The sequence below is a fragment of the Phyllobacterium sp. T2-21 genome, from assembly GCF_055378485.1.
The window spans coordinates 2,496,284-2,522,280 of the sequence record NZ_AP027912.1 but is presented as its reverse complement, the minus strand read 5'-3'; the positions used below and the strand labels follow the sequence as shown (position 1 = coordinate 2,522,280).

The window sequence follows — 25,997 nt, the reverse complement described above, 5'->3', positions numbered from 1 at the left end:
GATGCAGAAGATCCGTAAAGGCGACCGCGTTGTCGTTCTTGCTGGTAAGGACAAGGGCCGTACCGGCGAAGTAATCAAAGTTTTGCCGAAGGACGAGCAGGCGCTCGTTCGCGGCGTTAATGTTGTCAAGCGTCACCAGAAGCAGACACAGACCCAGGAAGCCGGCATCATTTCGAAAGAAGCGCCGCTCCATCTGTCGAACCTCGCGATCGCCGACCCCAAGGATGGCAAGCCGACCCGCGTTGGCTTCAAGGTTCTTGAAGACGGCAAGAAGGTACGTGTAGCAAAGCGCTCAGGAGACCTGATCGATGGCTAATACCAGTGCAAAGATCGAACCACGCTTGAAGAAGCAGTACCTGGAAGTGGTACGTAAAGACCTTCTCGAGCAGTTCAAATATGACAACGAGATGCAGATTCCCCGCATCACCAAAGTTGTTCTCAACATGGGCGTTGGCGAAGCTACGGCTGATTCCAAGAAGCCAACTGTCGCAGCTGAAGATCTGGCATTGATTGCTGGTCAGAAGCCGGTTATTACCCGGGCGCGTAATTCGATCGCTACCTTCAAGGTACGTGAGAATATGCCGATCGGCACGAAGGTTACCCTTCGTAAAGAGCGCATGTATGAATTCCTGGATCGCCTGATCACGATCGCGCTGCCGCGCGTTCGAGATTTCCGTGGTCTGAACCCGAAGAGCTTTGACGGTCGTGGCAACTTCGCCATGGGCATCAAGGAACACATCGTGTTCCCGGAGATCAACTACGATAAGGTTGATCAGATCTGGGGCATGGACATCATCGTTTGCACGACTGCAAAGACGGATGATGAAGCCCGCGCTCTCCTGCGCGCCTTCAACTTCCCCTTCCGGCAGTAACGGCAAGCGTAGCGAGGTATTTGAAATGGCAAAGACTAGCGCAGTCGAAAAGAACAAGCGCCGTGGTTTGCTCGTCAAGCAGTATGCTGCAAAGCGTGCCCGTTTGAAGGCAATCGTGATGAACCAGTCGCTTCCGCTGGATGAGCGCTTCCGCGCGACAATCCAGCTGGCAGAACTGCCACGGAATTCGACCAAGGTTCGCATTCGCAATCGTTGCGAAGTATCCGGTCGTCCACGCGGTTATTACCGCAAACTGAAAATGTCGCGTATCGCATTGCGCCAGCTGGGTTCGCTCGGCCAGGTGCCCGGCGTCGTGAAGTCGAGCTGGTAAGGGAGAAGACGGATGTCTATGACAGATCCTCTCGGCGATATGCTGACACGTATCCGCAACGCCATCATGCGCAAAAAGGGCAAGGTTTCCACACCTGCCTCCAAGCTGCGCGCCCGCGTTCTGGATGTTCTGCAGTCTGAAGGTTATATCCGCGGATACAGCCAGGTAGATTTTGAAAACGGCAAGTCCGAGATCGAAATCGAACTGAAGTATTTTGAGAACGTACCTGTAATCCGTGAGATTACCCGTATTTCGAAGCCTGGCCGTCGCGTTTACGTTTCGGTCAAGTCGATTCCGCAGGTTGCTAACGGTCTTGGTATTTCGATCCTGTCGACGCCGAAGGGCGTGATGGCAGACCACGAGGCACGTGAACAGAATGTCGGCGGCGAATTGCTCTGCCGTATATTCTAACCGCTGGCTTGAAAAGGTTTGAAAAATGTCTCGTATCGGTAAAAAACCAGTGGCAGTCCCGCCAGGCGTAACAGCCAGCGTTGACGGCCAGACCATTAAGGCCAAGGGCCCCAAAGGTGAACTGAGCTTTGTCGCCAACGACGAAGTTCTGGTCAAGTTCGAAGATAATGCCGTTCGCGTTGATCCGCGTGACAGCAGCAAGACCGCCCGGTCGAAGTGGGGCATGAGCCGCACGATGATCGTCAACATCTTCACAGGTGTTAAGGACGGTTTTGAAAAGCGCCTTGAGATCAACGGCGTTGGTTATCGTGCGGCCATGCAGGGCAAGAACCTGCAGCTGTCGCTCGGTTTCAGCCACGAAGTGATCTATGACGTACCAGCTGGCATCACAGTTGCTGTACCGAAGCCGACGGAAATCGTCGTCACGGGCATCGACAAGCAGCAGGTCGGCCAGGTCGCCGCTGAGATCCGCGAATATCGTGGTCCAGAACCCTACAAGGGCAAGGGCGTTAAATATGCGGGCGAGAAGATCGTTCGCAAAGAAGGTAAGAAGAAGTAAGGAATTCGTGTCATGGCATCGCCGAAAGAAATTATTCAGCGTCGCGCTGCGCGTGTTCGCCGCCAGCTCAAGGCGGTTGCCGGTGACCGTCCGCGGCTCAGCGTCCACCGTTCTTCAAAGAATATCTATGCGCAGATCATCGATGATGCGCGTGGACATACAATTGCATCCGCATCGACACTTGATCTTGACCTGAAGGGTCAGCTCAAGACCGGTGCAGACCAGGGTGCAGCAGCACTCGTCGGCAAGCTCGTTGCAGAGCGTGCTGTCAAGGCTGGCATCAAGGAAGTTGTCTTCGATCGTGGCGCCTACATTTACCACGGCCGTGTAAAGGCACTTGCTGAAGCTGCTCGCGAAGCTGGTCTCAGCTTCTAAGGCAAGACATCCGAAATCCGGAACTGCAGGAGCTTGTCTCCTGCAAGCCGGATTTCGTTACTATCATTCGTGCTACCGGAAAAGAAAAAGGAATTAGGAGCATGGCACAGGAAAAACGGAACCGCGAGGATCGCGGCCGCAACGAAGAGCGCGATAGCGAATTCGTTGACAAGCTTGTTCACATCAACCGCGTCGCCAAGGTCGTCAAGGGCGGCCGGCGTTTTGGTTTCGCAGCTCTCGTCGTCGTTGGCGACCAGAAGGGTCGCGTTGGTTTCGGTCATGGCAAGGCGCGCGAAGTGCCGGAAGCCATCCGCAAGGCAACCGAATCCGCCAAGCGCGAAATGATTTTCGTACCGCTGCGTTCGGGCCGTACCCTTCATCACGATGTTGAAGGCCGTCATGGCGCCGGCAAGGTTCTGCTTCGTGCAGCCACAGCTGGTACAGGTATCATCGCTGGCGGTCCAATGCGCGCTGTCTTCGAGACACTGGGCGTACAGGACGTTGTTGCCAAGTCGCTCGGCTCGTCGAACCCATACAACATGGTTCGTGCGACATTCGATGCCTTGAAGCACCAGATGCACCCCAAGGACATCGCTGCCCAGCGCGGTATCAAGTACTCCACACTGCAGGCTCGTCGCCGCGACGTGGTCGGTTCGGAAGAATAGGCCAGAAGCTGGCGCAGCAGGGCAGGGATCTCGGTCCCGCTAGCTGTAGACTAAAGGATATAAGTCATGGTTGAGAAGAAGAAGGGTAAGACGGTTACGGTCGAACAGATCGGCAGCCCTATCCGCCGTCCGGCAGAACAGCGCGCAACGCTGATCGGCCTGGGCCTCAATAAGATGCATCGTCGCCGGGTTCTGGAAGATACGCCTTCCGTCCGTGGCATGATTGCGAAAGTTCAGCATCTCGTCCGCGTTGTGGACGAGGCTTAAGAACTCCGGAGATTGATCAAATGAAACTCAATGATCTGAGTGAAAACCCAGGCGCCACCAAAGCGCGCAAGCGCGTTGGCCGTGGTATCGGCTCCGGCTCCGGCAAGACTGCCGGTCGCGGTGTGAAGGGCCAGAAGTCGCGTTCCGGCGTTGCCATCAACGGCTTCGAAGGCGGCCAGATGCCGGTTTACCGTCGCTTGCCAAAGCGCGGCTTTACCAACATCTTCATGAAGAACTTCAATGAAGTATCCGTTGGCCGTATCCAGACTGCCATCGATGCCAAGAAGCTCGATGCCAAGGTTGCGATCACGATTGAAACCCTGAAGGCTGCCGGTGTTATCCGCCGCGCCAAGGACGGTGTCCGTCTGCTTTCCGGTGGTGATATCACAACTGCGGTAACGATCGAAGTTGCCGGTGCCTCCAAGGCCGCGATCGAAAAGATCGAAAAGGCCGGCGGTTCGGTCAAGCTTCCTGCTGTTGCAGCGGCTGCAGAATAATTCTATTGAATGAGCGGCGGCCCTCCGGGTCGCCGCTTGTATCTTGTCTTCCCCGATCATATTTACCAAAACAATCCCGCATCATTCTTTTGGTAAATATGATGGGTAAATCTTAGCGTTGATGCATTCCCTGCACGTTTTGGGAAAGCACGGCGCAGTAACGGCACATATCTGGGTAGGACCGTCAGTGCCTGACGGGCGCAGACCGGAGACTACTTATGGCATCAGCCGCTGAACAGCTCGCCTCCAATCTTAATTTCTCTGCTTTTTCCAAAGCTGAAGAGCTTAAAAAGCGCATCTGGTTTACACTTGGGGCATTGCTGGTTTACCGGCTTGGCACCTATATCCCGCTTCCGGGTATCAATCTCGGCGCCTATGCCCAGGCCTTCAACCATCAGGCGCAGGGCATCCTCGGCATGTTCAACATGTTCGCCGGCGGTGCCGTGGCCCGCATGGCCATTTTTGCCCTGGGCATCATGCCCTACATCTCCGCATCGATCATTGTTCAGCTGATGACCTCGGTCATCCCGGCTCTGGAACAGCTGAAGAAGGACGGGGAGCAGGGCCGCAAGGTCATCAATCAGTATACGCGCTATGGCACGGTGCTTCTGGCAACGGTGCAGGCCTATGCGATTGCCGTCGGCCTGCAGGGAAGTCAGGGTATTGTCACCAATCCCGGACCGTTCTTCCTGTTTTCCACCGTTATCACGCTCGTCGGCGGAACCATGTTCCTGATGTGGCTGGGCGAACAGATCACGGCACGCGGTATCGGCAACGGTATTTCGCTGATCATCTTCTCCGGAATTGTCGCCAACCTGCCGCAGGCCATTTCCGGCACGCTGGAACTCGGCCGTACCGGCGCTCTGTCGACTCCGGTTATTCTGGCGATCATCATCCTGACCATCGCCGTCATCGGTATCATTGTCTTCGTCGAACGCGCGCAGCGCCGCCTGCTGATCCAGTATCCGAAGCGCCAGGTCGGCAACCGCATGTTCCAGGGTGATACGTCGCACCTGCCGCTGAAGCTCAATACAGCGGGTGTTATTCCTCCGATCTTCGCGTCCTCGCTGCTGCTGTTGCCTGCGACCATTGCCGGCTTCGCCAAGAGTGAAGGTCTTCCCGGCTGGGCGACGACGATCCTTTCCTCGCTCGGCCATGGCCAGCCGCTCTATATGGCGTCCTATGCCGCGATGATCGTGTTCTTTGCCTTCTTCTACACGGCGCTCGTCTTCAATCCGAAGGACACGGCCGACCAGCTGAAGAAGCATTCCGGCTTTATTCCCGGCATTCGCCCCGGCGAACGCACAGCCGAATATATCGACTACGTTCTGACCCGCATTACAGTTCTTGGCGCAGCCTATCTCGTGTTGATCTGCATGCTGCCGGAGTTCCTGATTTCCTGGGCTGGCGTTCCTTTCTATCTCGGCGGTACATCGCTGCTGATTGTCGTGAGCGTTACGCTCGATACGGTTGCACAGATCCAGGGTCACCTGATCGCGCATCAATATGAGGGGCTTATCAAGAAGTCTAAGCTCCGTGGAGGGAAGCGGAACAGATGAGATTAATACTTCTCGGACCACCGGGGGCAGGTAAGGGAACTCAGTCTCAGCGCTTGGTAGAAAAACTAGGGATACCGCAGCTCTCCACCGGGGACATGTTGCGGGACGCAGTCAAAGCCGGAACCGATGTCGGTTTGCGCGCCAAGGCTGTGATGGATGCCGGCAAGCTGGTATCCGACGAAATCGTCAATGCGATCGTTTCAGAGCGCATTGATCAGCCCGATGCAGCCAATGGCTTCATTCTCGATGGCTATCCGCGGACACTTGTCCAGGCGGATGCGGTCGAGGAGATGTTGTCGGACAAGGGATTTGAGCTGGATTGCGTCATCGAGCTCGAGGTCGACGACAATGTGCTCGTCGAGCGGATCTCGGGCCGATACACCTGTGCCAAGTGCGGCACCGGTTATCATGACACCAACAAGCAGCCCAAGGTACCGGGCGTGTGCGACAAATGCGGTTCGACGGAATTCAAGCGGCGTCCCGATGACAATGCTGAAACAGTCCGCACGCGGCTCGAGGCATACTACAAGCAGACTTCGCCCCTGATCGGCTATTACTACGCCAAAGGCAAGTTGAAGAAGGTCGATGGCATGGCGGACTTCGAAGAAGTCACCAAATCGATCGAAAAGATTTTGGCGGAACTTTAGTTTCCGACAAAAATGTACGGGAGGAGTTGACTTTTCGAAGCGATTCCTTCAAAGACGGCGGAAATTCGCTTGGATATGAAGCGATCGGCGCCGATCCGGTAAAGCAGGTTCGGGGCTGATCGTTTGTGTTTGTCCCGGATATCATTTTCATCCCGTCATCTGGCCGGTCGCGTTGACTGCCCAGCTCTGCCGGTTAACAAGGAGAACAGACGTGGCTCGTATTGCTGGCGTCAACATCCCGACGAACAAGCGCGTTGTTATCGCGCTTCAGTACATTCACGGGATTGGTCAAAAGTTTGCACAGGAAATCGTCGAGAAAGTCGGCATTCCTGCGGAGCGTCGTGTCAATCAGTTGACCGATGCCGAAGTCTTGCAGATTCGTGAAACGATCGACCGCGATTACCACGTTGAGGGTGATCTGCGTCGTGAAGTTTCGATGAACATCAAGCGTCTGATGGATCTGGGCTGCTACCGCGGTCTGCGTCATCGCCGCTCCCTGCCGGTTCGCGGCCAGCGTACGCATACCAATGCGCGTACCCGCAAGGGTCCTGCCAAGGCAATCGCCGGCAAGAAGAAGTAAGATCACGCCGGCGCGGTTCGCTGCGCCGGTTCTGCTGTTGCAGAGACAAGTGCTGGTTTCGCACTTTAACTGAAACCATGGTGGAGCCTCTGGAAATACGGAGGCGTCGAGATCAACTGAAAGGACTACTATGGCCAAGGAAGCCACACGCGTTCGCCGTCGCGAGCGTAAAAATATCTCGTCGGGCGTTGCCCATGTTAATTCGACATTCAACAATACGATGATCACCATCACGGATGCGCAGGGCAATGCGATTGCCTGGTCCTCCGCCGGTGCGCAGGGCTTCAAGGGTTCGCGTAAATCCACGCCTTTCGCTGCACAGATGGCTGCTGAAGATTGTGCCAAGAAGGCACAGGAACATGGCATGCGTTCGCTCGAAGTTGAAGTTTGCGGACCGGGCTCCGGCCGTGAATCGGCTCTGCGCGCGCTCCAGGCTGCTGGTTTCACGATCACGTCGATCCGCGATGTGACACCGATCCCGCACAATGGCTGCCGCCCGCGCAAGCGTCGCCGCGTCTAATCTGTTTCGACAAGATTTGGCCGCATGAGCTGATATTCAGCTCCTCTGCGGTTTCCACGCTTCATTGCCACGATTGGATGGTGGCAAGGCAAGGATAGGGAAAAACTAGATGATCCAGAAAAACTGGCAAGAACTGATCAAGCCGAACAAGGTCGAGTTTCAGACCTCCGGCTCGAAGACAAAGGCAACGGTCGTCGCCGAGCCGCTTGAACGCGGCTTCGGCTTGACGCTCGGCAATGCTCTGCGCCGTGTGCTTCTGTCTTCGCTGCGCGGCGCTGCGGTGACTGCCGTACAGATCGATGGCGTTCTGCATGAATTCTCGTCGATCCCCGGCGTTCGTGAAGATGTGACGGACATCGTCTTGAACATCAAGGAAATCGCGATCCACATGGAAAGCGACGGTCCCAAGCGCATGGTCGTCCGCAAGGAAGGCCCAGGCGTTGTGACGGCTGGCGACATTCAGACGGTTGGCGATATCGAAATCCTCAATCCGGAACACGTTATCTGCACGCTGGACGAAGGCGCTGAAATCCGCATGGAATTCACCGTCAACACCGGCAAGGGCTACGTTCCGGCTGACCGCAACCGTGCAGAAGATGCGCCAATCGGCCTGATCCCGGTTGACAGCCTCTACTCACCGGTTCGCAAAGTATCGTACAAGATCGAAAACACCCGCGAGGGACAGGTTCTCGATTATGACAAGCTGATCCTTTCCATCGAGACCGATGGTTCGATCTCCGGCGAAGATGCCGTTGCCTATGCAGCACGCATCCTGCAGGACCAGCTGGCGATCTTCGTCAACTTTGACGAGCCGCAGAAGGAAGTACAGCAGGAACAGGTCACTGAACTTGCGTTCAATCCGGCTCTGCTCAAGAAGGTCGACGAACTCGAACTTTCCGTACGCTCGGCAAACTGCCTGAAGAATGATAACATCGTCTATATCGGCGATCTTATTCAGAAGACAGAAGCAGAAATGCTGCGCACACCGAACTTTGGTCGCAAGTCGCTGAACGAAATCAAGGAAGTTCTGGCTTCCATGGGTCTCCATCTCGGTATGGAAGTCCCATCCTGGCCGCCAGAAAACATTGAAGATCTCGCGAAGCGTTACGAAGACCAGTATTAATCCGGGCTCTGCCCGACAACCAAGCCCGGGCAATGAGCCCGAACTGAGAAATTGAAGGAGAAGGCTCATGCGCCACGGTAATTCAGGCCGCAAGCTTAACCGGACTGCCAGCCATCGTAAGGCGATGTTTGCCAATATGGCTGCATCATTGATTGAGCATGAGCAGATCGTTACAACGCTGCCCAAGGCCAAGGAAATTCGTCCAATCGTTGAAAAGCTTGTCACGCTCGGCAAGCGCGGTGATCTGCACGCTCGTCGTCAGGCCATTTCGGCGATCCGCGATGCCAAGCTCGTAGCAAAGCTGTTTGACACGCTTGCTCCGCGCTACGGTCAGCGCAACGGCGGTTACATCCGCATCATGAAGGCAGGCTTCCGCACCGGTGACAATGCACCGCTCGCCGTTGTCGAATTCGTTGATCGCGATGTCAGCGCCAAGGGTTCCAAGGATTTGGCCCGCGTTGCTGCCGAACAGGCAAACGAAGCCGAAGCCGCATAATCCAGCGCTTCCGCATCGATAATTTTGGGACAGGGGCCTTTGCGGGCCCCTTTTCTGTTTTTGCTCGACTTTCGCTTCGTTGAAATCGGACTGTATTGACGCTATGTATGACTAGTTAAATGGTCAGGAGAGCCCGATGGGTACAGTCAATCTTGTTGAAGCGAAAGCGCATCTCAGCGAATTGATCGATCAGGTCGAAGCGGGAGAGACCGTGCAGATTTTGCGCCGGGGTAAACTGGTAGCCCAACTGGTGCCAGCCGGCGCGCCGCGCAAGCCGATCGATATAGCGGCATTGCGACAGCTCACGGAAATATGCCGGAACAGCCGGTCTCGGGTGGCGACTTTGTCCGCGAGATGCGTGATCAAGACCGCTATTGATGCTTTACCTCGACACATCCGTTCTCGTCGCTGCGTTGACATCAGAAAGCCAGACAGCACGCGTGCTTGACTGGCTTGCAAGCCAGCACAACGAAAAAATGACTGTGAGCGATTGGACAATCACCGAGTTCTCGTCAGCTTTGTCTTTCAAGGTACGGACCGGGCAACTGCAGGTGCAGCATCGCAACAGTTCTCTTGCCGCCTTTCATCGTCTCGTGAGCGAATCCTTTGAAACACTGCCTATCACGGCATTGATGTTTCGGTCTGCTGCTCAGATCGCAGATCGTTATGTGTCAGGGGTAAGAGCGGGTGGTGCGCTCCATCTGGCGGTTGCTATTCATCACGGCGCCACCATCTATACCCTGGACCGCAAATTTGCTGAAGCGGGCGAGAATATGGGCGCAATGACGAAGCTGCTTTGAATGTCTCAAATTTGCTTTGTTTCATGGCTGGTATCCGCGTTGAAATTCAGCACATTGGGTTAACACGTTTCACTGATTCATCAGTTCGGGAGATCGACATGAGTTGTTCCAAAATCGCGCAATCGGCCCGGGCGCTGCTCGTCACCTCCGCACTCGTTTCCGCCATGATCGTCCCGGTGCATGCGCAGACGGCGGCTGATACGGCAAAGCAGGTTCCGGCATCACGTGTGGATACACAATTGTCGTTTGCGCCGCTCGTCAAGCAGACTGCCGGAGCGGTCGTCAACGTCTATGCGGCGCGGGAAGTGCAGCAGCGTTCGCCTTTTGCCGGTGATCCGTTTTTCGAGCAGTTCTTTGGCGGCCAGTTCAATGGCCCGCCGCGCATCCAGTCATCGCTCGGTTCCGGCGTTATCGTCGACGCCTCGGGCATCGTGGTCACCAACAACCACGTCATCCGCGATGCGGAAACGGTCAAGATTGCCCTCTCCGATGGCCGCGAGTTTGAATCGCGCATTCTCCTGAAGGATGAATCGACGGATCTCGCCATCCTCAAGATCGAGGCCGGAGAGCAATTGCCGATCCTGCAGCTGGCGGATTCGGACAAGGTTGAGGTGGGTGATCTGGTTCTTGCCATCGGCAATCCCTTTGGCGTGGGCCAGACCGTCACCAGCGGCATCGTCTCGGCGCAGGCGCGTACCCGGGTGGGGATTTCGGATTTTGATTTCTTCATCCAGACGGATGCGGCGATCAATCCCGGCAATTCCGGTGGCGCGCTCATCGGCATGGACGGCAAGCTTGTCGGCATCAACACGGCGATCTTTTCCCGCTCCGGCGGTTCGGTAGGCATCGGTTTCGCCATCCCATCGAACATGGTGCGGGCCGTGGTTGAAACGGCCAAACAGGGCGGAGACAAGTTCGAGCGCCCTTACATAGGTGCGACCTTCCAGAACGTGACATCCGATGTGGCGGAAGGCCTAGGCATGAAGCAGCCCTATGGCGCGCTTGTCACGAACGTTGCCAAGGATGGACCGGCTGAGAAGGGCGGACTGCAGGTTGGTGACGTGATTCTGGCGGTTGATGATTTCCGCATCGAGAATTTCGACGGCCTGGGCTATCGCCTGTCGACCGCCGGGATCGGCAAGACCGTCAAGCTCAATGTCTTGAGCCGGTCGAAGGAGAAGGTGATTTCCCTCGTTCTGGAAAAGCCGCGGCCGGACGATCCCGCCAACAAGACGGTGATCCAGGGCAAGAATCCGCTTTCCGGCGCGCAGGTCATCACACTCACGCCCAGCAGCGCGACAAGACTGCACCTGTCGGCGGAAACGACCGGCGTTGCGGTGGAAAAGATTTTTGCCAATACGCCGGCAGCGCGGATCGGCTTGCAGCCCGGCGATATCGTGCGCAAGGTCAATGGTCGTGATATTGCGACCGCCGCCGATCTGGCGACGGTGATGGCAACCAAGCCGGTCCTGTGGCGCTTTGAGTTCGAGCGGGATGGCGCAATCATCCGGCAGATCATTCGATAGATGAGGCAGATGGGACAATGACGGATCTGTTTGCAGCAAAGGAGGATCCGGCTTCGGACCGGAGCAGGCCGCTTGCTGACCGTTTGCGTCCGCGCTCGCTTGGCGAAGTCACCGGCCAGGAGCACCTGACCGGACCGGAAGGCGCGCTGACGCGCATGATCGAATCCGGCTCGCTGGGTTCGATGATTTTCTGGGGACCGCCCGGAACGGGTAAAACCACCGTGGCGCGGTTGCTTGCGGGTGAGACCAATCTTGCCTTCGAACAGATATCGGCCATCTTTTCCGGCGTCGCCGACCTGAAGAAGGTTTTTGACATGGCCCGCGCCCGCAAAATGTCGGGCCGCCAGACCCTGTTGTTCGTCGACGAGATTCACCGCTTCAACCGTGCCCAGCAGGATTCCTTTCTGCCTGTCATGGAGGACGGGACGATTGTGCTCGTGGGTGCGACCACGGAAAACCCGTCCTTCGAGCTCAATGCCGCTCTCTTGTCCCGTGCGCGCGTCCTTGTGTTTCATCCGCACGACGAAGCCAGCCTGATGGCGCTGATGCAGCGCGCCGAGGAACATGAAGGCAAGCCGCTGCCTCTGGACGACGAGGCGCGGGCGAGCCTGGTGCGCATGGCGGACGGCGATGGCCGGGCGATCCTGACACTGGCCGAGGAAGTGTGGCGCGCGGCCCGCACGGGCGAAATCTTCAATGTCGAGCGCGTTCAGCAGATCGTGCAGCGCCGCGCCCCTGTTTATGACAAGGGGCAGGACGGGCACTACAATCTGATCTCGGCCCTGCACAAATCCGTGCGCGGGTCCGATCCCGATGCGGCGCTGTATTATCTCTGCCGCATGTTCGATGCGGGGGAAGACCCGCTGTTTATCGGCAGGCGTCTGGTGCGGATGGCAAGTGAGGATATCGGGCTCGCCGATCCGCAGGCTCTGGTCATCTGCAATGCGGCCAAGGATGCCTATGACTATCTCGGTTCACCGGAGGGCGAACTCGCCCTGGCGCAGGCCTGCGTCTATCTGGCGACAGCTCCCAAATCGAACGCGGTCTATACGGCGTTTGCTGCGGCCATGCGCACGGCCAAGGAAAACGGCTCGCTTGTGCCGCCCAAGCATATTCTGAATGCGCCGACCAAGCTGATGAAGGGCGAGGGCTACGGCAAGGGGTATGCCTACGACCACGACCAGCCGGATGCATTTTCCGGGCAGAACTATTTTCCCGACGCGCTTGGCCGCCAGACCTTTTACAATCCGCCCGAGCGGGGCTTCGAACGCGAAATCCGCAAACGGATCGAATACTGGAACCGGCTGAGGGTCGAGCGCGGCGAATAGGCCGCGCCTGGCGTTTTCCGGTCCGGCTGGAATCAAGAAAAAGGCCGCTTCATTTGAAGCGGCCTTTTTATCGGGTTGATCATCTTCAGGCTTAGGCGGCTTCCGGCGGCTTGCGCGGGAAGGGCGTGACGTTTGCCGTGTCATCATCCAGCTTCAGGCCGCCGGCCTTGAGCAGCGCCGTGAAGCGGCCGTTCTGATGTGCCAGCTCGTCAAAGCTGCCGGACTCGACGATCTCGCCGTGATCCATGAAGAGCACGATGTCAGCGTCGCGAACCGTCGACAGGCGGTGGGCGATGATGAAGGTCGTGCGGTTCTGACACAGCTTGTCGACCGCCGCCTTAACGCGTGCCTCAGTTTCGACGTCAAGCGCACTGGTTGCCTCGTCGAGAACGAGGATCGGTGCATCCTTCAGGATGGCGCGGGCAATGGCAACACGCTGGCGTTCACCGCCGGAAAGCTGCGAACCGCGTTCACCAACCATCGTGTCGAAACCGGCTGACTTCGACAGGATGAAGTCGCTGGCATCGGCTGCTGCTGCCGCTGCCGCAACGTCCTCGTCCGAAGCCTTCGGACGGCCGACACGGATGTTTTCCTCGATGCTGCGGTTGAACATGCCTGCATCCTGAAACACCGTGGCGATTGCATTGCGCAACGAGCGGCGGCTGATCGTGCGCGTATCGATGCCATCGACAAGCACACGGCCTTCCTTGGGATCGTAGACGCGCTGCAGAACGTTGATCAGCGTCGTCTTGCCTGCGCCTGTCGGACCGACGATGGCGACCGTCTGGCCGGCTTTCGCCTTGAACGATACATTCTTCAGGCCCTGTGTGGACTTGGCAAATTCGAACGACACGTTCTGGAATTCGACTTCGCCGCTGATGTTGTCGAGGTCATGCACGGCCTTCGGTTCGGCCTGGTAGGCGGCGGAATCTTCCATTTCGTAGAAGTCTTCCAGCTTGGCGCGGGCAGCAAAGATCTGGTTCACAAAGGCACTGAGCTGGTCAAGACGGCCGATGAGCAGGGCGGCGAAGCCGGTGAAGGCAACAACCTGGCCGACATTCATCTGGTTGTGCATGACGAAATAGGAGCCGAGGAACAGGATGACGACCATCGAAATGATGGAGGCCATGCGGTTGATACCGGCAGCCAGAGCCCACCAGTTGAGAACCGGATACTGCGAATCCAGCAACTGCTTTGTATAGGACTGCAAGGCACGGGTTTCTTCGTCGATGCGGTTATAACTCTGCAGGACGGAGATATTGCCCATGGAGTCGGTGACGTGGCTGAATGCCTTGATATGATGACGCTCGACCTGCGCCTGACCATCCTTGGTCTTGGCTGTGACAACGCGGCTGACGATGACATAGATGACGCCAAGCACGGCCAGAACCGAAGCGAGGCGCCAATCCTGGGCCAAAGCCAGCGGAACAAGTCCGACCAGAGCAACGGTGGTGGCAAGGTGCGTGCGCATGAATTCAAGCCAGAGGCTGAACAGGGTTTCAATCGCGCGCAGAAGGGTGTGCATGGCGTTGGATGTGCCGCGCTGATGATGCCAGGCGAGCGGCATGCTGATCACGCGGTTGTACGATTCCGTCAGCACCGACAGTTTGCGGCGATGCGCAAGCCGGTCCGCTTCACGCGAAACCAGAACGTTGGCGACGATATGGAACAAACCAACACCAGCCAGCTGGCTCAGAGGCGGCCATATGGCTGTCTTGGTCGAGATGGCCTGAATGACGCGGCCCACAAGTACGGGCTCAAACAGCATGGTCAGGGCCAACGCAACGTTGACCAGGCAGATAAACGTGGTTGCACGCTTTTCCGCCCCAAGATATTGGAGAGATTTCCAATAGATCTGTATCAATGACACTTTGCCACTCCGCTCGTTATGCCCGCTTCTGCGCACATTCCTCAATTTTTGACTCTGCATGAGGTGCTTGTGCGCTGCAATATTCAATGCTCTAAAGTTGTGTCAGTTCCGCGTCTGTTCAAGGAACATTTTTCTACGTTTGTTAACGTCCCGTGATGAGTCAAATATTTGACTTCATAGAATAAACTGCCGGAGGTGAGGCAAAGTGAACGCAATATTACTGGTTGCATCAGGCGGAGCTATCGGTTCGGTTGCCCGATATCTCGTCGGCGTGCTGATGACCCGGATTTTTGGCATGGCTTTTCCCTGGGGAACGCTGACCGTGAATGTGGCCGGCGGATTGCTGATGGGCCTGTTCATTGAGCTTCTGGCCCGGCGTTTCAACGGTTCCACCGAGCTGCGCCTGTTTGTTGCGGTTGGCATTATGGGAGGCTTCACCACCTTTTCCTCGTTCTCGCTCGACGCTGCGCTGCTGTGGAACCGCGGAGAAGCACTTTTCACGCTGATTTATGTGCTTGCGAGCGTCATCTTGAGCATTGGGGCGTTGTTTTTCGGATTATGGCTCGCAAGAGCGTTCGCTTAGTGCTAAGCGCATGCCTGATTAGACAAGGTATGACTTATGGCAGTGGTAGAGCAGAAGACAGTTGACACCGGCGAAGCGGAAATGCGCCTCGACCGGTGGTTCAAGGTACATTATCCGGGATTGGGCTTCGGACACCTGCAGAAATTGCTGCGGTCCGGGCAGATCCGGGTGGATGGCTCGCGCGCCAAGTCCGATACGCGCCTGCAGGCTGGCCAGACCGTGCGCATTCCGCCATTGCAGGTGGACGCCAAGGCCGAAGGCCAGCACCTGACCGGCAAGAGCATTCGCGGCCGGGAAGATGGTGACGTTCTCTCCCAGATGCTGCTCTACGAAGATCCCAAGGTTTTCGTGTTCAACAAGCCGGCTGGTCTGGCGGTGCAGGGCGGTTCCGGCGTCAATCGCCATGTGGACGACATGCTGGAAGCCTGGCGCAACAAGAAGGGTGAAAAACCCCGGCTTGTGCACCGGCTTGACCGTGATACGTCGGGCGTTCTCGTGGTTGCGCGCACGCGCGGTGCCGCGCAGGCTTTGACCGCGGCGTTCCGCGAGCGCGAGACCAAGAAAACCTACTGGGCACTGGTCAAGGGTATTCCACGCAAGCGCGAGGACAAGATCACGACCTGGCTGGTCAAGGAAACAACGCCCGATGGCGACCGGATGCGCGTTGCCCAGCATGGGGAACCGGACTCCGATCATGCGGTTTCCTATTACCGGGTCATCGAATCCGCCGGGCAGGTGCTGACCTGGCTGGAAATGGAGCCCTATACGGGCCGTACGCATCAGTTGCGCGTCCATGCCGCCCACATCGGCTGCCCCATCATCGGCGATCCCAAATATTTCGAGGCCGACACCAACTGGTCTTTCCCCGGCGGCATCCAGAACCGCCTGCACCTGCACGCGCGCCGCATCCGCATTCCCAATCCGTCGGGCGGGATCATCGATGTCACGGCACCACTGCCACCGCATATGGTGCAGACGTGGAACCTTCTGGGTCTCGACGAAAGTGACGGCGACGAAGAGAACTAGAACAGGCCGATTGCAAGATGTGACTGTCGGCCGGGAAAATCGGCGGTTGCAGCTATCCGGCAAGGTATACGGACGATGACGATGAACAATGACGTTTTCAACATGGACACGCCGGACGGTCCGTCGGATGCAGATCCCGTGCGCCGGGCGCAGGTCCAGTCGAACCTGCCGTTTCCCAAACGGTTTTACAACGCAGTAGCGGTTGTGGAGCGGGATGGTCAGTTTGCCGTTGAACTGGATGGCAAACGCGTCAAGACGCCGGCACGGCAGGATCTGCTGCTGCCAAACCGCGCTTTGGCGCAGATGATTGCCGATGAATTCGCGGCACAGGACAAGGATATCGTCCCGGCGCGCATGCCCGCTACTCGTCTCGCCAACACGGCGATCGATGGCATTGTCAGCGATCCCCAGGTCGTGCTGGAGGACGTGCTGCGTTTCGCCTCCTCGGACATGCTGTGCTACCGCGCGGGTTCGCCCGAACGGCTGGTCAAGCGCCAGACGGAACTCTGGGATCCCATTATCGATTGGGCCGCCTCCGATCTCGGCGCACGTTTCGTCCTTGCCGAGGGCGTCATGCATGTGGAACAGCCGCGCGAGACGCTTGCCGCGCTCGGCGTGCATCTCGGACAATTCAGGGATGCCTTTACCGTTGCCGCCCTGCACACGATCACGACTCTGACCGGATCAGCCATTCTGGCGCTTGCCGTGGCAAAGGGCCGTATTACCGGCGATGAAGCCTGGACATTGGCGCATGTCGATGAAGACTGGACCATCGAGCAGTGGGGCGAAGATGCGGAAGCATCAGCCCGGCGGGCTTTGCGTGAGCGCGAGATGATCGCCGCCGTGAAGGTGCTTCAGGCGCTCTCCGGCTCTTAATCAAAGAAGCCGAATTTTCATCCAAGATCTATCAGAACTTTCCCGTATCGCGTTGATTCAACTGTACGTTTATTGCTTTCACCAAAACTGAGCGCAATAATTTCAATACAGGGTTTCAAGGGCGAAGCAGGATGCGCTGTGCCAGCAGCGCGTCGGAAAGATGGGCCTTCCGACCATGGCAATGGCCTTGCCTTTGAACTTGGAGGTGAAGCGATGTGGTTTAAACCGCTTGTCATCACCCTGGAAATGAAAAGAACCCGGACAGGCTGGCAAATCTTGCTCCGGGTTCGATTCATCATCTAGGAAGAGGGAGGCGGGCGAAAGCTCGCCTCTCACTCCAAGGCAAATATATCATTCTTCCGCGAATTTTAAAGACCATACCTTGGTCTAATGAAAAACCCCGGGGCAAGCCCGGGGTTTCCCTGTCGACAGACCGGTCCCGTCAGACCGAGTAGTACATGTCGTATTCGACGGGATGCGGGGTCATTTCGTAGCGCATCACTTCGGCCATCTTCAGCTCGATGAAGCTGTCGATCTGATCATCGTCGAACACGCCGCCGGCCTTGAGGAAGCCGCGATCCTTGTCGAGGCTCTGGAGCGCTTCACGCAGCGAACCGCAGACGGTCGGGATCTTCTTGAGTTCCTTGGCAGGAAGATCATAGAGATCCTTGTCCATCGGCTGGCCGGGATGGATCTTGTTCTTGATGCCGTCGAGGCCTGCCATCAGCATTGCGGCAAAGCCGAGATAGGGGTTGGCTGTCGGATCCGGGAAGCGGATTTCAACGCGCTTCGACTTCGGCGAGGAGCCGAACGGAATACGGCAGGACGCCGAACGGTTGCGGGCGGAGTAGGCCAGCAGAACGGGAGCTTCGTAACCTGGGACCAAACGCTTGTAGGAGTTGGTCGACGGGTTGGTGAAGGCATTGATGGCCTTGGCATGCTTGATGATGCCGCCGATGAAGAACAGGCAGTTTTCTGACAGACCGGCATATTCATTGCCGGCGAAGGTTGGCTTGCCATCCTTCCAGATCGACATGTGCACGTGCATGCCCGAGCCGTTGTCACCGAAAATCGGCTTCGGCATGAAGGTGGCTGTCTTGCCATAGGCATTGGCAACCTGATGCACGACGTACTTGTAGATCAGCATCTTGTCGGCGTTGCGGGTGAGGGCGTCGAACTTGATGCCCAGCTCGTGCTGTGCCGCCGCCACTTCGTGGTGATGCTTTTCAACGCGAACGCCCATTTCGGTCAGAACCGTGAGCATTTCCGAGCGCATGTCCTGGCAGGAATCGACTGGAGGAACCGGGAAATAACCGCCCTTGACGCGCGGGCGGTGGCCAAGGTTGCCGGTTTCGTAGTCGGTGTCGTCGTTGGACGGCAGTTCGGTGGAGTCGAGCTTGAAGCCCGTGTTGTACGGATCGGCCTTGTACTTCACGTCGTCGAAGACGAAGAATTCAGCTTCCGGGCCAACGAAGATGGTGTCGCCAACGCCTTCCGCCTTCATGTAGGCTTCGGCTTTCTTGGCGGTGCCGCGCGGGTCGCGGTTGTAGGCTTCGCCGGAGATCGGGTCGAGAATGTCGCAGAGAATGACCATGGTCGACTGCGCGAAGAACGGGTCCATGTGCACCGTGTCGGTGTCAGGCATGAGAACCATGTCGGATTCGTTGATGGCCTTCCAGCCGGCAATGGAGGAACCATCGAACATGACACCATCGGCAAACATGTCTTCGTCGACTTCGGCAACGTCCATCGTCACGTGCTGCAGCTTGCCCTTCGGATCCGTGAAGCGAAGGTCAAGGAATTTTACATCATTGTCTTTGATCTGTTTGAGAATGTCTTTTGCAGTCGTCATGTCAATTTTCCTTGTTCAGCGACGATGATAGCGGATGGGCCGGTGCGGGAGCACCGGCAATGGGATAGCAGGACTAGATGGCGTCGATACCGGATTCACCGGTACGGATACGCACGACTTCCTCGATGTTGGAAACGAATATCTTTCCATCGCCGATACGGCCGGTCTGTGCGGCCTTGCGGATCGCCTCGATGGCTGCTTCGACAGACTCGTCGCCCAGAACGATCTCGACTTTCACCTTTGGCAGGAAGTCGACGACATATTCAGCGCCGCGATACAGTTCCGTATGGCCTTTCTGGCGGCCAAAACCCTTGGCTTCCGTCACGGTAATGCCCTGAAGCCCCACTTCCTGCAGTGCCTCTTTCACCTCATCCAGCTTGAATGGTTTGATGATGGCTTCAATTTTCTTCATCAGAGAATAAACTCCCTATGTATGGCGAGCGGACCTCTTGCCCGCTTGCACAACAAAAAGCAGGAAGCATGCCAAGTCGACCCCTAAAGCGAATTTATTCGAGGAATGGGATTTTACCGATGACAGAGCGGGGAGTTTTCTGAACTCCCTATGATTTAGCGATGACAACAAACATTCAGAAAAAGGCAGCTCTGATTAAATTATAATCAATCTGCCTGTTTTTTATGCTGCATGGCCTTCGACTTGACCTGCCTCTCGTCAGAGACGGTCCTTCAGCGCCTGGGCTGCCTGCGGCGCGCGCACTTTGCCCTCATGGATGAAATAGGCAAAAACATCGCGTGGCTGCTTGTCCGGTTTGACCAAGGGAGCGGCTAGGGGCAGGTCATCCGGCGCATCGCCCTTTGCCCAAAGTTTAACCCGCTCCGCCCACTGATCGAGCTCCTTGGCCGGATATGCGGTCTCGACGGCATCGTCGCCCTTCTGCAGGCGGGCATAGACGAAATCGGCGGTCACATCGGCGATCTCGGGGTAGTCGAAATGATGGGCATAGACCACGGCGACATTCTTCTGGCGCAGGAGCGCGATGAAATCGGGATCGATGAACGAGGGATGGCGCACCTCGACTGCGTGACGCAGGGCAATACCGCCTTCCTTCTCCGGCAGGAGATCAAGGAAGGCGCCAAAATCTTCGGCATCGAATTTCTTGGTCGGGGCAAACTGCCAGAGCAGTGGCCCCAGCCGGTCGGCAAGTTCGGCGATGCCGGACTTGATGAAACGTTCCATCGACTCGCCGGCCTCCGCCAGAACACGGCGATTGGTGACGAACCGGTTGCCCTTGACCGAGAAAATAAAACCGTTCGGCACCGAGCTTGCCCATTTGGCAAAGGTTTCCGGCTTCTGGGTGCCGTAATAGGTGCTGTTGATCTCGATCGTACTCAGGTGCTGCCCGGCATATTCGAGCTCCTTGGCCTTCGACAGGCCCTTGGGATAGAAGGTGCCGCGCCAGGGTTCGAAAATCCAGCCGCCGATACCTGTTCTGATCGTTCCGCTTGCGGTCATGATGGTGTCCTCCCGTCAATCCGTATTCATTCAAACCGGCCCATAAACAAAACCCGCCGTTTCCGGCGGGTTTGTCTGTTATTCCGCCGCCGCTTGGGCGCGATTGCCCGGTCGCCGTTGCAGCAGTTCCTTCAGGAACCTGCCGGTATAGGAGCGCGGCTCGGCCACGATATCCTCGGGACGCCCGACGGCAACGATCTCGCCGCCGCCATCGCCACCTTCGGGGCCAAGATCGATGACCCAGTCCGCCGTCTTGATGACTTCGAGATTGTGCTCGATCACCACCACGGTATTGCCCTGGTCGACGAGCTCATGCAGCACTTCAAGAAGCTTGGCCACATCATGGAAATGCAAGCCGGTTGTCGGTTCGTCGAGGATATAAAGTGTGCGTCCGGTTGCCTTGCGCGACAATTCCTTGGCGAGCTTGATGCGCTGGGCCTCGCCGCCGGACAGCGTATTGGCCTGCTGGCCGACATGGATGTAACCAAGGCCGACTTTTGCCAGCGTCTGCAATTTGTCGCGTACCGCCGGAACGGCAGCGAAGAACTCCGCACCTTCCTCGACCGTCATGTCGAGCACATCGGCAATCGATTTGCCCTTGAACAGCACTTCCAGTGTTTCGCGGTTGTAGCGCTTGCCGTGGCACACGTCACAGGTGACATAGACATCGGGCAGGAAGTGCATCTCGATCTTGATCACGCCATCGCCCTGGCACGCCTCGCAGCGGCCACCCTTGACGTTGAACGAGAACCGGCCCGGCTGATAGCCGCGCGCCTTGGCCTCGGGCAGACCGGCAAACCAGTCGCGGATCGGGGTGAAGGCGCCAGTATAGGTGGCCGGATTGGAACGCGGCGTGCGGCCGATTGGCGACTGGTCGATATCAATGACCTTGTCGAGGAATTCCAGGCCGTCGATCCGGTCGTGGTCTGCCGGTTGCTCGCGCGACCCCATGATGCGGCGCGACGCCGACTTGAACAGGGTTTCGATCAGGAAGGTGGATTTGCCGCCGCCGGAAACACCGGTCACGGCCGTAAAGGTGCCAAGCGGAATTTCCGCCGACACATTCTTCAGGTTGTTGCCGCGCGCGCCGACAATCTTGATGCGCTTCTTGTTCAGCTTGCGCCGTTCGGACGGCACGGCCACCTCGATGGCGCCGGACAGATATTTGCCGGTCAGCGACTTCGGGCTTGCCATGATATCGGCTGGCGTTCCGGAAGCGATGATTTCACCGCCATGGATGCCGGCAGCCGGTCCGATATCGACGACATAGTCGGCGGTGAGGATCGCGTCTTCGTCGTGTTCGACCACGATCACGGTGTTGCCGAGATCGCGCAGATGCCGCAACGTCTTCAGAAGCTGCTCGTTATCGCGCTGATGCAGGCCGATGGACGGCTCATCCAGAACGTAGAGCACGCCGGTCAACCCGGAGCCGATCTGCGACGCCAGCCGGATGCGCTGGCTCTCGCCGCCCGACAGCGTGCCGGAGTTGCGCGACAGGGCGAGGTAATCCAAGCCGACATCGTTCAAAAAGCGCAGGCGCTCGCGGATTTCCTTGAGGATGCGTGCCGCGATTTCCGTCTGCTTGTCGTTGAAACTCTTGTCGATGTCACTGAACCAGGCATCCGCATGGCGGATCGACTTTTCCGTGATCTGGCCGATATGCAGGCCGCCGATCTTCACCGCCAGCGCTTCCGGCTTCAGGCGATAGCCGCCGCAGGCCGGGCAGGGCGTGCCGGACATGAAGCGCTCGATTTCCTCGCGCGACCAGGCCGAATCCGTTTCCTTCCAGCGGCGCTCCAGATTGGGAATGACGCCTTCGAACGGTTTCGTCGTCTTGTAGGAGCGCAAGCCGTCATCATAGGAAAAATGCACCTCGCGGCTGCCGGTGCCGTATAGAATGGCCTTTTGCGCGTCTTCATTGATGTCGCGCCAGCGGTCGCCCAGCTTGAAGCCGTAGCTGCTGCCCAGGGCGTCCAATGTCTGGTTGTAATAGGGCGAGCTCGACTTCGACCACGGGGCAATGGCGCCATTCTTCAGCGTCAGGCTTTCATCGGGCACGATCAGGTTGGGATCGATGGCCTTCTGGGTGCCGAGACCGTCGCAGGTCGGACAGGCGCCGAACGGATTGTTGAACGAGAACAGGCGCGGTTCGATTTCGGCAATGGTGAAGCCGGAAACCGGGCAGGCAAACTTTTCCGAGAACATCAAACGCACATGCGTTTCGTTCTTGGATTTGTTGGCCGATTCCCCGGATGTCTCGTCGGCGGGCAGCGGCTTGTCGGCGAATTCCGCCAGGGCAATGCCGTCGGCGAGCTTGAGCGCGGTTTCAAGGCTGTCCGCCAGACGTGCGGAGATGTCCGGACGGACGACAACGCGGTCGACGACCACATCGATGTCATGCTTATATTTCTTGTCGAGGGCCGGAACGTCGGCGATCTCGTAGAATATCCCGTCGACCTTCACGCGCTGGAAGCCGCGCTTCTGCAGATCGGCCAGTTCCTTGCGGTATTCGCCTTTGCGGCCGCGCACGATGGGAGCGAGGATGAACAGGCGGGTGCCTTCATCCTGTGCCAGAACACGGTCCACCATCTGGCTGACGGTCTGGCTTTCAATCGGCAGGCCGGTTGCCGGTGAATAGGGGATGCCGACGCGCGCATAGAGCAGGCGCAGATAATCGTAGATTTCCGTGACGGTGCCGACGGTGGAGCGCGGGTTGCGGCTCGTCGTCTTCTGCTCGATGGATATGGCCGGAGACAGGCCGTCGATCTGGTCGACATCGGGCTTCTGCATCATCTCCAGAAACTGCCGGGCATAGGCCGACAGGCTCTCGACATAACGCCGCTGGCCTTCCGCATAGATGGTATCGAAGGCAAGCGAAGATTTGCCCGATCCCGACAGGCCGGTCATGACAATCAGCTTGTCGCGCGGCAGATCGAGGTCGATGTTCTTCAAATTGTGTTCGCGGGCACCACGAATGGATATAAATTTCTGATCGCTCATGACTGTCACGCCGTTATGGGGGAGGAACTGGCTCGCTGGCCGGAGTCTTTCCCTTATTTAGAAAGTTTCCAGCAGATTGCGAGGCCGTACCTGGGTTGGAATCACCATAGCCATGTTGACATCCATAGAGCAAGTGATAGAACAAAAAAAGAACAAATATTGCAGGCGGGGTAAAACCGGCGTAAAATCCGGGAGTTCCGTGCCTGACAAGCCAGACTGATACGGGATAAGGGCAGTGAACGGATAAGTGCGCGTGCAAGCCTACTGACAGATTTGTCAGGAGAGTGTCAGTTGCCACTGAATTGTCAGGAGGCTGGCGGCATTGAAGGTCGGGGCGAGCAGTATTTTGTGGATAGAGCCAGACAGTTGCCCGCGCAATGAGCGGCTTCTGTATGATGGCGCCAAATCGAAAAGCTAATTTTGTGGAGTATTTTTATGGCTGGCAGTGTCAACAAGGTAATTTTGGTCGGTAATCTTGGCGCTGATCCGGAAGTCCGGCGTCTCGGTTCAGGCGATCCGGTGGTCAATCTGCGCATTGCCACCTCGGAAAGCTGGCGCGACAAGAACAGCGGCGAGCGCAAGGAAAAGACCGAATGGCACAGCGTCGTCATTTTCAACGACAACCTGGCCAAGGTGGCTGAACAGTACCTCAAGAAGGGCATGAAGGTTTATCTGGAAGGCGCGCTGCAGACCCGCAAGTGGCAGGACCAGACCGGCAATGACCGCTATTCGACGGAAATCGTCCTGCAGAAGTTCCGTGGTGAATTGCAGATGCTCGATTCACGCGGCGAGGGTGCCGGTTCTGGCGGCGGCCGCTCGTTCGACAATTCGAGCCGGGGCCAGGTCTCCGACAATGGCGATTATGGTTCGGATTTCGGCCGTTCCAGCGCTTCGCCGTCCAGTGGCGGCAGCAATGCAGGTGGCAATTTCTCGCGCGATCTCGACGACGAGATCCCGTTCTGAGCCTGTTCTGTAAGTCATTGCCGGTTTGATCATGCTTGTTGATCTGGGCGTGTACGCCGGATTGTTCGCGGCCGCTTTTGCGGCCGCAACCATTTTGCCGATGCAGTCGGAGGCGCTGCTTGCCGGACTGCTGCTCTCGCATTCCTATCCGGCCGTCGCATTGATCGCCGTTGCCAGCGTGGGCAACGTCCTTGGCTCGGTGGTCAATTGGCTGCTCGGGCGCGGGATCGATCAGTTCCGCCACAGCAAATGGTTCCCGGCGAGCGAGGCACAGCTCGACCGTGCCACGGGCTGGTACCAGCGCTATGGCAAGTGGACCCTGCTGTTGAGCTGGGCACCCGTGATCGGCGATCCGCTGACGCTGATTGCCGGGGTGTTGCGCGAGCCGCTCTGGAGTTTTGTGCTCTTGGTCTCCATTGCCAAGACTGTACGGTATCTCGTTGTATTCGCGCTTGTATCCGGCTGGTAGCGCCGGTGTTACGGGTGCATCCTGGCGCCCTTGGTGATCTTGTCGACGATCTTCTTCTCCGCGTGCAGTGCAATGCCGACAACCTTCGCATCATCCGGTGCAAACCGGGCAAACACGGCGCGATTGGCCTGATCATATCCGGTTGAAAACATCTCCTCGATATACAGGCAGGATTTGACCTCGCGTTCGAGCGAGCGGCGGTGGATGGCCGACAGGGTTGCCTGATCCGCCGTGAGCACGATCATCGGCTGGATGGGCAAGGGATGATAATGATGGCCGGCCCGATCCATATAGGGGGCGCCGATCAATCCTGGGGACTGGGCGACAACGCCGCTTGCCAGGAACGACGAGACGTTGAGTTTCTGCCATGTCGCAAGATCGTCACGCACGACAATTGTAATTTTCGTATCAAACACCAAATCTAGGTCTCCATTCATGGATCGAGTCTGCCGGATGCCGGGTGAAAATCTAAAAGAGGAAGTGCTGCGCGGTCTTGGACGTTTGTGCGAGCGTCCGGCGCACGATGCCATCCTGTCGGCGCCATCCAATCCGGGTGTCGAACGCATGGAAGCGCGTTTCACCGGCGATGCCTTCGAACCGCACCGGCACGATACCTATGCCATCGGCGTGACGCTGCACGGCGTCCAGACATTCCGCTATCGCGGGGAAAAACGGCAAAGCCTTCCCGGCAACATCATGGTTCTGCATCCCGACGAGGTGCATGATGGCGGGGCAGGCACCGAGGACGGCTTGCGTTACCGGATGATTTATCTCGAGCCGGCCCTGGCCATCGCGGCGCTTGGCGGCAATCAGGCCGCGCTGCCTTTCGTGCGGGAGCCGGTTTTTTCCGATGCGCCGCTTGTCTCGGCCATATCCGCCGCGTTCGGCAATCCCGATGCGGAAATGGATGAACTGCTGGTGGATGACATCGTATCGCGGCTGACGTTGGGATTGGCGCGCCACGCGAAGCAGCCGTTGAAACCGATGGGCAGGCCTGCAGCGCGCCAGGCGGGCATGGCCCGCGACTATCTTGCGGACAATGCCCTGCGGCTGGTGCGCTCGCGGGAGTTGGAGGCCGTCAGCGGCCTTGACCGTTATGCGCTGTCGCGGCACTTCCGCGCCCTCTATGCCACGAGCCCGCATCGCTTCCTGCTGATGCGCCGCCTGCAGCGCGCGAAGGATCTGATGAAACTGGGCGTGCCGCTGGCGGAAATCGCGCTGGAAACCGGATTTACCGACCAGAGCCATCTCAACCGGCAGTTCAAGAAAGCCTATGGCATCACACCCGGACGGTGGGCCGCGCTGACCACGGCGAGCCGGCAGCTTTGACC

At 57.7% G+C, this 25,997-nt stretch carries 30 protein-coding genes and 1 pseudogene; 25 read left to right on the top strand and 6 right to left on the bottom strand.

Features of this window, described 5'->3' with window-relative positions; translation table 11 throughout:
* Position 1 precedes the first annotated feature (1 nt).
* From rplX to ACZ5FP_RS12620, 19 genes and pseudogenes are all read left to right on the top strand, one after another.
* Positions 2-316: a 50S ribosomal protein L24 gene (gene rplX / locus ACZ5FP_RS12710; protein WP_105732691.1), complete on the top strand. Its 315-nt coding sequence runs from the start codon at positions 2-4 to the stop codon at positions 314-316.
* Positions 309-872 (top strand): 50S ribosomal protein L5, encoded by a 564-nt coding sequence (gene rplE, locus ACZ5FP_RS12705; RefSeq protein ID WP_223613267.1) that lies wholly within the window; start codon positions 309-311, stop codon positions 870-872. Before rplX ends, rplE begins: the two co-directional genes overlap by 8 nt.
* 25 nt (positions 873-897) lie before the next feature.
* Positions 898-1,203 carry a 30S ribosomal protein S14 gene (gene rpsN, locus ACZ5FP_RS12700; RefSeq protein WP_223613268.1) on the top strand — a complete coding sequence of 102 codons (306 nt, stop codon included), beginning with the start codon at positions 898-900 and terminating at the stop codon, positions 1,201-1,203.
* A 12-nt stretch (positions 1,204-1,215) separates the two neighbouring features.
* A complete protein-coding gene (gene rpsH, locus ACZ5FP_RS12695; protein WP_091876988.1) occupies positions 1,216-1,614 on the top strand; it encodes a 30S ribosomal protein S8 in 399 nt (132 codons plus the stop codon).
* A 25-nt stretch (positions 1,615-1,639) separates the two neighbouring features.
* Positions 1,640-2,173: a 50S ribosomal protein L6 gene (rplF, locus tag ACZ5FP_RS12690; protein ID WP_105732694.1), complete on the top strand. Its 534-nt coding sequence runs from the start codon at positions 1,640-1,642 to the stop codon at positions 2,171-2,173.
* A gap of 12 nt (positions 2,174-2,185) precedes the next feature.
* A complete protein-coding gene (gene rplR / locus ACZ5FP_RS12685; RefSeq protein WP_105732695.1) occupies positions 2,186-2,548 on the top strand; it encodes a 50S ribosomal protein L18 in 363 nt (120 codons plus the stop codon).
* A 101-nt stretch (positions 2,549-2,649) separates the two neighbouring features.
* Positions 2,650-3,213, top strand: a complete 564-nt coding sequence (gene rpsE, locus ACZ5FP_RS12680; RefSeq protein WP_105732696.1) for a 30S ribosomal protein S5 — start codon at positions 2,650-2,652, stop codon at positions 3,211-3,213.
* 66 nt (positions 3,214-3,279) lie between these two features.
* Positions 3,280-3,480, top strand: a complete 201-nt coding sequence (rpmD, locus tag ACZ5FP_RS12675) for a 50S ribosomal protein L30 (protein WP_105732697.1) — start codon at positions 3,280-3,282, stop codon at positions 3,478-3,480.
* 20 nt (positions 3,481-3,500) lie between these two features.
* Entirely contained in the window at positions 3,501-3,977 is a 477-nt protein-coding gene (rplO, locus tag ACZ5FP_RS12670; RefSeq protein ID WP_105732698.1) for a 50S ribosomal protein L15, read from the top strand.
* Positions 3,978-4,195: 218 nt separating this feature from the next.
* Positions 4,196-5,536, top strand: a complete 1,341-nt coding sequence (secY, locus tag ACZ5FP_RS12665; protein ID WP_223613270.1) for a preprotein translocase subunit SecY — start codon at positions 4,196-4,198, stop codon at positions 5,534-5,536.
* A complete protein-coding gene (locus tag ACZ5FP_RS12660) occupies positions 5,533-6,183 on the top strand; it encodes an adenylate kinase (protein WP_464660524.1) in 651 nt (216 codons plus the stop codon). The genes secY and ACZ5FP_RS12660 overlap by 4 nt, the downstream gene beginning before the upstream one ends.
* A gap of 211 nt (positions 6,184-6,394) precedes the next feature.
* Positions 6,395-6,763 carry a 30S ribosomal protein S13 gene (rpsM, locus tag ACZ5FP_RS12655; RefSeq protein ID WP_008124949.1) on the top strand — a complete coding sequence of 123 codons (369 nt, stop codon included), beginning with the start codon at positions 6,395-6,397 and terminating at the stop codon, positions 6,761-6,763.
* A gap of 130 nt (positions 6,764-6,893) precedes the next feature.
* Positions 6,894-7,283 (top strand): 30S ribosomal protein S11, encoded by a 390-nt coding sequence (gene rpsK, locus ACZ5FP_RS12650; protein WP_008124952.1) that lies wholly within the window; start codon positions 6,894-6,896, stop codon positions 7,281-7,283.
* A 109-nt stretch (positions 7,284-7,392) separates the two neighbouring features.
* Positions 7,393-8,406, top strand: a complete 1,014-nt coding sequence (locus tag ACZ5FP_RS12645) for a DNA-directed RNA polymerase subunit alpha (RefSeq protein WP_112526662.1) — start codon at positions 7,393-7,395, stop codon at positions 8,404-8,406.
* A 67-nt stretch (positions 8,407-8,473) separates the two neighbouring features.
* Positions 8,474-8,902 carry a 50S ribosomal protein L17 gene (gene rplQ, locus ACZ5FP_RS12640; RefSeq protein ID WP_223613272.1) on the top strand — a complete coding sequence of 143 codons (429 nt, stop codon included), beginning with the start codon at positions 8,474-8,476 and terminating at the stop codon, positions 8,900-8,902.
* A gap of 136 nt (positions 8,903-9,038) precedes the next feature.
* Positions 9,039-9,280: pseudogene (locus ACZ5FP_RS12635) on the top strand (type II toxin-antitoxin system Phd/YefM family antitoxin).
* Positions 9,280-9,702 carry a type II toxin-antitoxin system VapC family toxin gene (locus ACZ5FP_RS12630; RefSeq protein ID WP_464660520.1) on the top strand — a complete coding sequence of 141 codons (423 nt, stop codon included), beginning with the start codon at positions 9,280-9,282 and terminating at the stop codon, positions 9,700-9,702. The pseudogene ACZ5FP_RS12635 and the gene ACZ5FP_RS12630 overlap by 1 nt, the downstream one beginning before the upstream one ends.
* A 98-nt stretch (positions 9,703-9,800) precedes the next feature.
* The gene (locus tag ACZ5FP_RS12625) at positions 9,801-11,228 is read left to right on the top strand and encodes a DegQ family serine endoprotease (RefSeq protein ID WP_374042635.1); all 1,428 of its coding nucleotides are present in this window, start codon (positions 9,801-9,803) and stop codon (positions 11,226-11,228) included.
* Positions 11,229-11,245: 17 nt separating this feature from the next.
* Complete coding sequence (locus ACZ5FP_RS12620) at positions 11,246-12,556, top strand: replication-associated recombination protein A (RefSeq protein WP_426136876.1); 1,311 nt, start codon at positions 11,246-11,248, stop codon at positions 12,554-12,556.
* Between the two features lie 91 nt (positions 12,557-12,647).
* Here the strand turns inward: ACZ5FP_RS12620 and ACZ5FP_RS12615 are convergent, their stop codons facing one another.
* Positions 12,648-14,426 carry a glucan ABC transporter ATP-binding protein/ permease gene (locus ACZ5FP_RS12615; RefSeq protein WP_223613274.1) on the bottom strand — a complete coding sequence of 593 codons (1,779 nt, stop codon included), beginning with the start codon at positions 14,424-14,426 and terminating at the stop codon, positions 12,648-12,650.
* 205 nt (positions 14,427-14,631) lie between these two features.
* Here ACZ5FP_RS12615 and crcB point away from each other — a divergent pair, with 205 nt between their 5' ends.
* From crcB to ACZ5FP_RS12600, 3 genes are all read left to right on the top strand, one after another.
* Positions 14,632-15,009 (top strand): fluoride efflux transporter CrcB, encoded by a 378-nt coding sequence (gene crcB / locus ACZ5FP_RS12610; RefSeq protein ID WP_464660517.1) that lies wholly within the window; start codon positions 14,632-14,634, stop codon positions 15,007-15,009.
* A 36-nt stretch (positions 15,010-15,045) separates the two neighbouring features.
* Entirely contained in the window at positions 15,046-16,035 is a 990-nt protein-coding gene (locus ACZ5FP_RS12605; RefSeq protein WP_403174733.1) for an RluA family pseudouridine synthase, read from the top strand.
* Positions 16,036-16,116: 81 nt separating this feature from the next.
* Entirely contained in the window at positions 16,117-16,911 is a 795-nt protein-coding gene (locus ACZ5FP_RS12600) for an ATP12 family chaperone protein (RefSeq protein ID WP_464660515.1), read from the top strand.
* A 442-nt stretch (positions 16,912-17,353) separates the two neighbouring features.
* Here ACZ5FP_RS12600 and glnA read toward each other — a convergent pair whose 3' ends face one another.
* From glnA to uvrA, 4 genes are all read right to left on the bottom strand, one after another.
* Positions 17,354-18,763, bottom strand: a complete 1,410-nt coding sequence (gene glnA / locus ACZ5FP_RS12595; protein ID WP_223613278.1) for a type I glutamate--ammonia ligase — start codon at positions 18,761-18,763, stop codon at positions 17,354-17,356.
* Positions 18,764-18,836: 73 nt separating this feature from the next.
* Positions 18,837-19,175 carry a P-II family nitrogen regulator gene (locus tag ACZ5FP_RS12590; RefSeq protein WP_008123000.1) on the bottom strand — a complete coding sequence of 113 codons (339 nt, stop codon included), beginning with the start codon at positions 19,173-19,175 and terminating at the stop codon, positions 18,837-18,839.
* A 258-nt stretch (positions 19,176-19,433) separates the two neighbouring features.
* Positions 19,434-20,234 (bottom strand): DUF72 domain-containing protein, encoded by an 801-nt coding sequence (locus ACZ5FP_RS12585; RefSeq protein WP_403174712.1) that lies wholly within the window; start codon positions 20,232-20,234, stop codon positions 19,434-19,436.
* A 78-nt stretch (positions 20,235-20,312) separates the two neighbouring features.
* A complete protein-coding gene (uvrA, locus tag ACZ5FP_RS12580; RefSeq protein ID WP_464660512.1) occupies positions 20,313-23,234 on the bottom strand; it encodes an excinuclease ABC subunit UvrA in 2,922 nt (973 codons plus the stop codon).
* Positions 23,235-23,669: 435 nt separating this feature from the next.
* Between uvrA and ACZ5FP_RS12575 the strand changes: the two genes are divergently transcribed.
* Positions 23,670-24,197: a single-stranded DNA-binding protein gene (locus tag ACZ5FP_RS12575; RefSeq protein ID WP_464660510.1), complete on the top strand. Its 528-nt coding sequence runs from the start codon at positions 23,670-23,672 to the stop codon at positions 24,195-24,197.
* 31 nt (positions 24,198-24,228) lie between these two features.
* Positions 24,229-24,666 (top strand): YqaA family protein, encoded by a 438-nt coding sequence (locus tag ACZ5FP_RS12570; RefSeq protein WP_464660508.1) that lies wholly within the window; start codon positions 24,229-24,231, stop codon positions 24,664-24,666.
* A gap of 8 nt (positions 24,667-24,674) precedes the next feature.
* Here ACZ5FP_RS12570 and ACZ5FP_RS12565 read toward each other — a convergent pair whose 3' ends face one another.
* Positions 24,675-25,082: a DUF2000 family protein gene (locus tag ACZ5FP_RS12565; RefSeq protein ID WP_464660506.1), complete on the bottom strand. Its 408-nt coding sequence runs from the start codon at positions 25,080-25,082 to the stop codon at positions 24,675-24,677.
* Positions 25,083-25,101: 19 nt separating this feature from the next.
* On the opposite strand from ACZ5FP_RS12565, the gene ACZ5FP_RS12560 reads away from it, so the two are divergent.
* Positions 25,102-25,995, top strand: a complete 894-nt coding sequence (locus ACZ5FP_RS12560) for an AraC family transcriptional regulator (RefSeq protein WP_464660504.1) — start codon at positions 25,102-25,104, stop codon at positions 25,993-25,995.
* Positions 25,996-25,997 lie beyond the last annotated feature (2 nt).

Bases quoted from the DNA above. Each gene is read 5' to 3' on its own strand.
- rplX (WP_105732691.1), top strand. From the start codon at position 2: ATGCAGAAGATCCGTAAAGGCGACCGCGTTGTCGTTCTTGCTGGTAAG.
- rplE (WP_223613267.1), top strand. From the start codon at position 309: ATGGCTAATACCAGTGCAAAGATCGAACCACGCTTGAAGAAGCAGTAC.
- rpsN (WP_223613268.1), top strand. From the start codon at position 898: ATGGCAAAGACTAGCGCAGTCGAAAAGAACAAGCGCCGTGGTTTGCTC.
- rpsH (WP_091876988.1), top strand. From the start codon at position 1,216: ATGTCTATGACAGATCCTCTCGGCGATATGCTGACACGTATCCGCAAC.
- rplF (WP_105732694.1), top strand. From the start codon at position 1,640: ATGTCTCGTATCGGTAAAAAACCAGTGGCAGTCCCGCCAGGCGTAACA.
- rplR (WP_105732695.1), top strand. From the start codon at position 2,186: ATGGCATCGCCGAAAGAAATTATTCAGCGTCGCGCTGCGCGTGTTCGC.
- rpsE (WP_105732696.1), top strand. From the start codon at position 2,650: ATGGCACAGGAAAAACGGAACCGCGAGGATCGCGGCCGCAACGAAGAG.
- rpmD (WP_105732697.1), top strand. From the start codon at position 3,280: ATGGTTGAGAAGAAGAAGGGTAAGACGGTTACGGTCGAACAGATCGGC.
- rplO (WP_105732698.1), top strand. From the start codon at position 3,501: ATGAAACTCAATGATCTGAGTGAAAACCCAGGCGCCACCAAAGCGCGC.
- secY (WP_223613270.1), top strand. From the start codon at position 4,196: ATGGCATCAGCCGCTGAACAGCTCGCCTCCAATCTTAATTTCTCTGCT.
- ACZ5FP_RS12660 (WP_464660524.1), top strand. From the start codon at position 5,533: ATGAGATTAATACTTCTCGGACCACCGGGGGCAGGTAAGGGAACTCAG.
- rpsK (WP_008124952.1), top strand. From the start codon at position 6,894: ATGGCCAAGGAAGCCACACGCGTTCGCCGTCGCGAGCGTAAAAATATC.
- ACZ5FP_RS12645 (WP_112526662.1), top strand. From the start codon at position 7,393: ATGATCCAGAAAAACTGGCAAGAACTGATCAAGCCGAACAAGGTCGAG.
- rplQ (WP_223613272.1), top strand. From the start codon at position 8,474: ATGCGCCACGGTAATTCAGGCCGCAAGCTTAACCGGACTGCCAGCCAT.
- ACZ5FP_RS12630 (WP_464660520.1), top strand. From the start codon at position 9,280: ATGCTTTACCTCGACACATCCGTTCTCGTCGCTGCGTTGACATCAGAA.
- ACZ5FP_RS12625 (WP_374042635.1), top strand. From the start codon at position 9,801: ATGAGTTGTTCCAAAATCGCGCAATCGGCCCGGGCGCTGCTCGTCACC.
- ACZ5FP_RS12620 (WP_426136876.1), top strand. From the start codon at position 11,246: ATGACGGATCTGTTTGCAGCAAAGGAGGATCCGGCTTCGGACCGGAGC.
- ACZ5FP_RS12605 (WP_403174733.1), top strand. From the start codon at position 15,046: ATGGCAGTGGTAGAGCAGAAGACAGTTGACACCGGCGAAGCGGAAATG.
- ACZ5FP_RS12600 (WP_464660515.1), top strand. From the start codon at position 16,117: ATGAACAATGACGTTTTCAACATGGACACGCCGGACGGTCCGTCGGAT.
- glnA (WP_223613278.1), bottom strand. From the start codon at position 18,763: ATGACGACTGCAAAAGACATTCTCAAACAGATCAAAGACAATGATGTA.
- ACZ5FP_RS12590 (WP_008123000.1), bottom strand. From the start codon at position 19,175: ATGAAGAAAATTGAAGCCATCATCAAACCATTCAAGCTGGATGAGGTG.
- ACZ5FP_RS12585 (WP_403174712.1), bottom strand. From the start codon at position 20,234: ATGACCGCAAGCGGAACGATCAGAACAGGTATCGGCGGCTGGATTTTC.
- uvrA (WP_464660512.1), bottom strand. From the start codon at position 23,234: ATGAGCGATCAGAAATTTATATCCATTCGTGGTGCCCGCGAACACAAT.
- ACZ5FP_RS12575 (WP_464660510.1), top strand. From the start codon at position 23,670: ATGGCTGGCAGTGTCAACAAGGTAATTTTGGTCGGTAATCTTGGCGCT.
- ACZ5FP_RS12570 (WP_464660508.1), top strand. From the start codon at position 24,229: ATGCTTGTTGATCTGGGCGTGTACGCCGGATTGTTCGCGGCCGCTTTT.
- ACZ5FP_RS12560 (WP_464660504.1), top strand. From the start codon at position 25,102: ATGGATCGAGTCTGCCGGATGCCGGGTGAAAATCTAAAAGAGGAAGTG.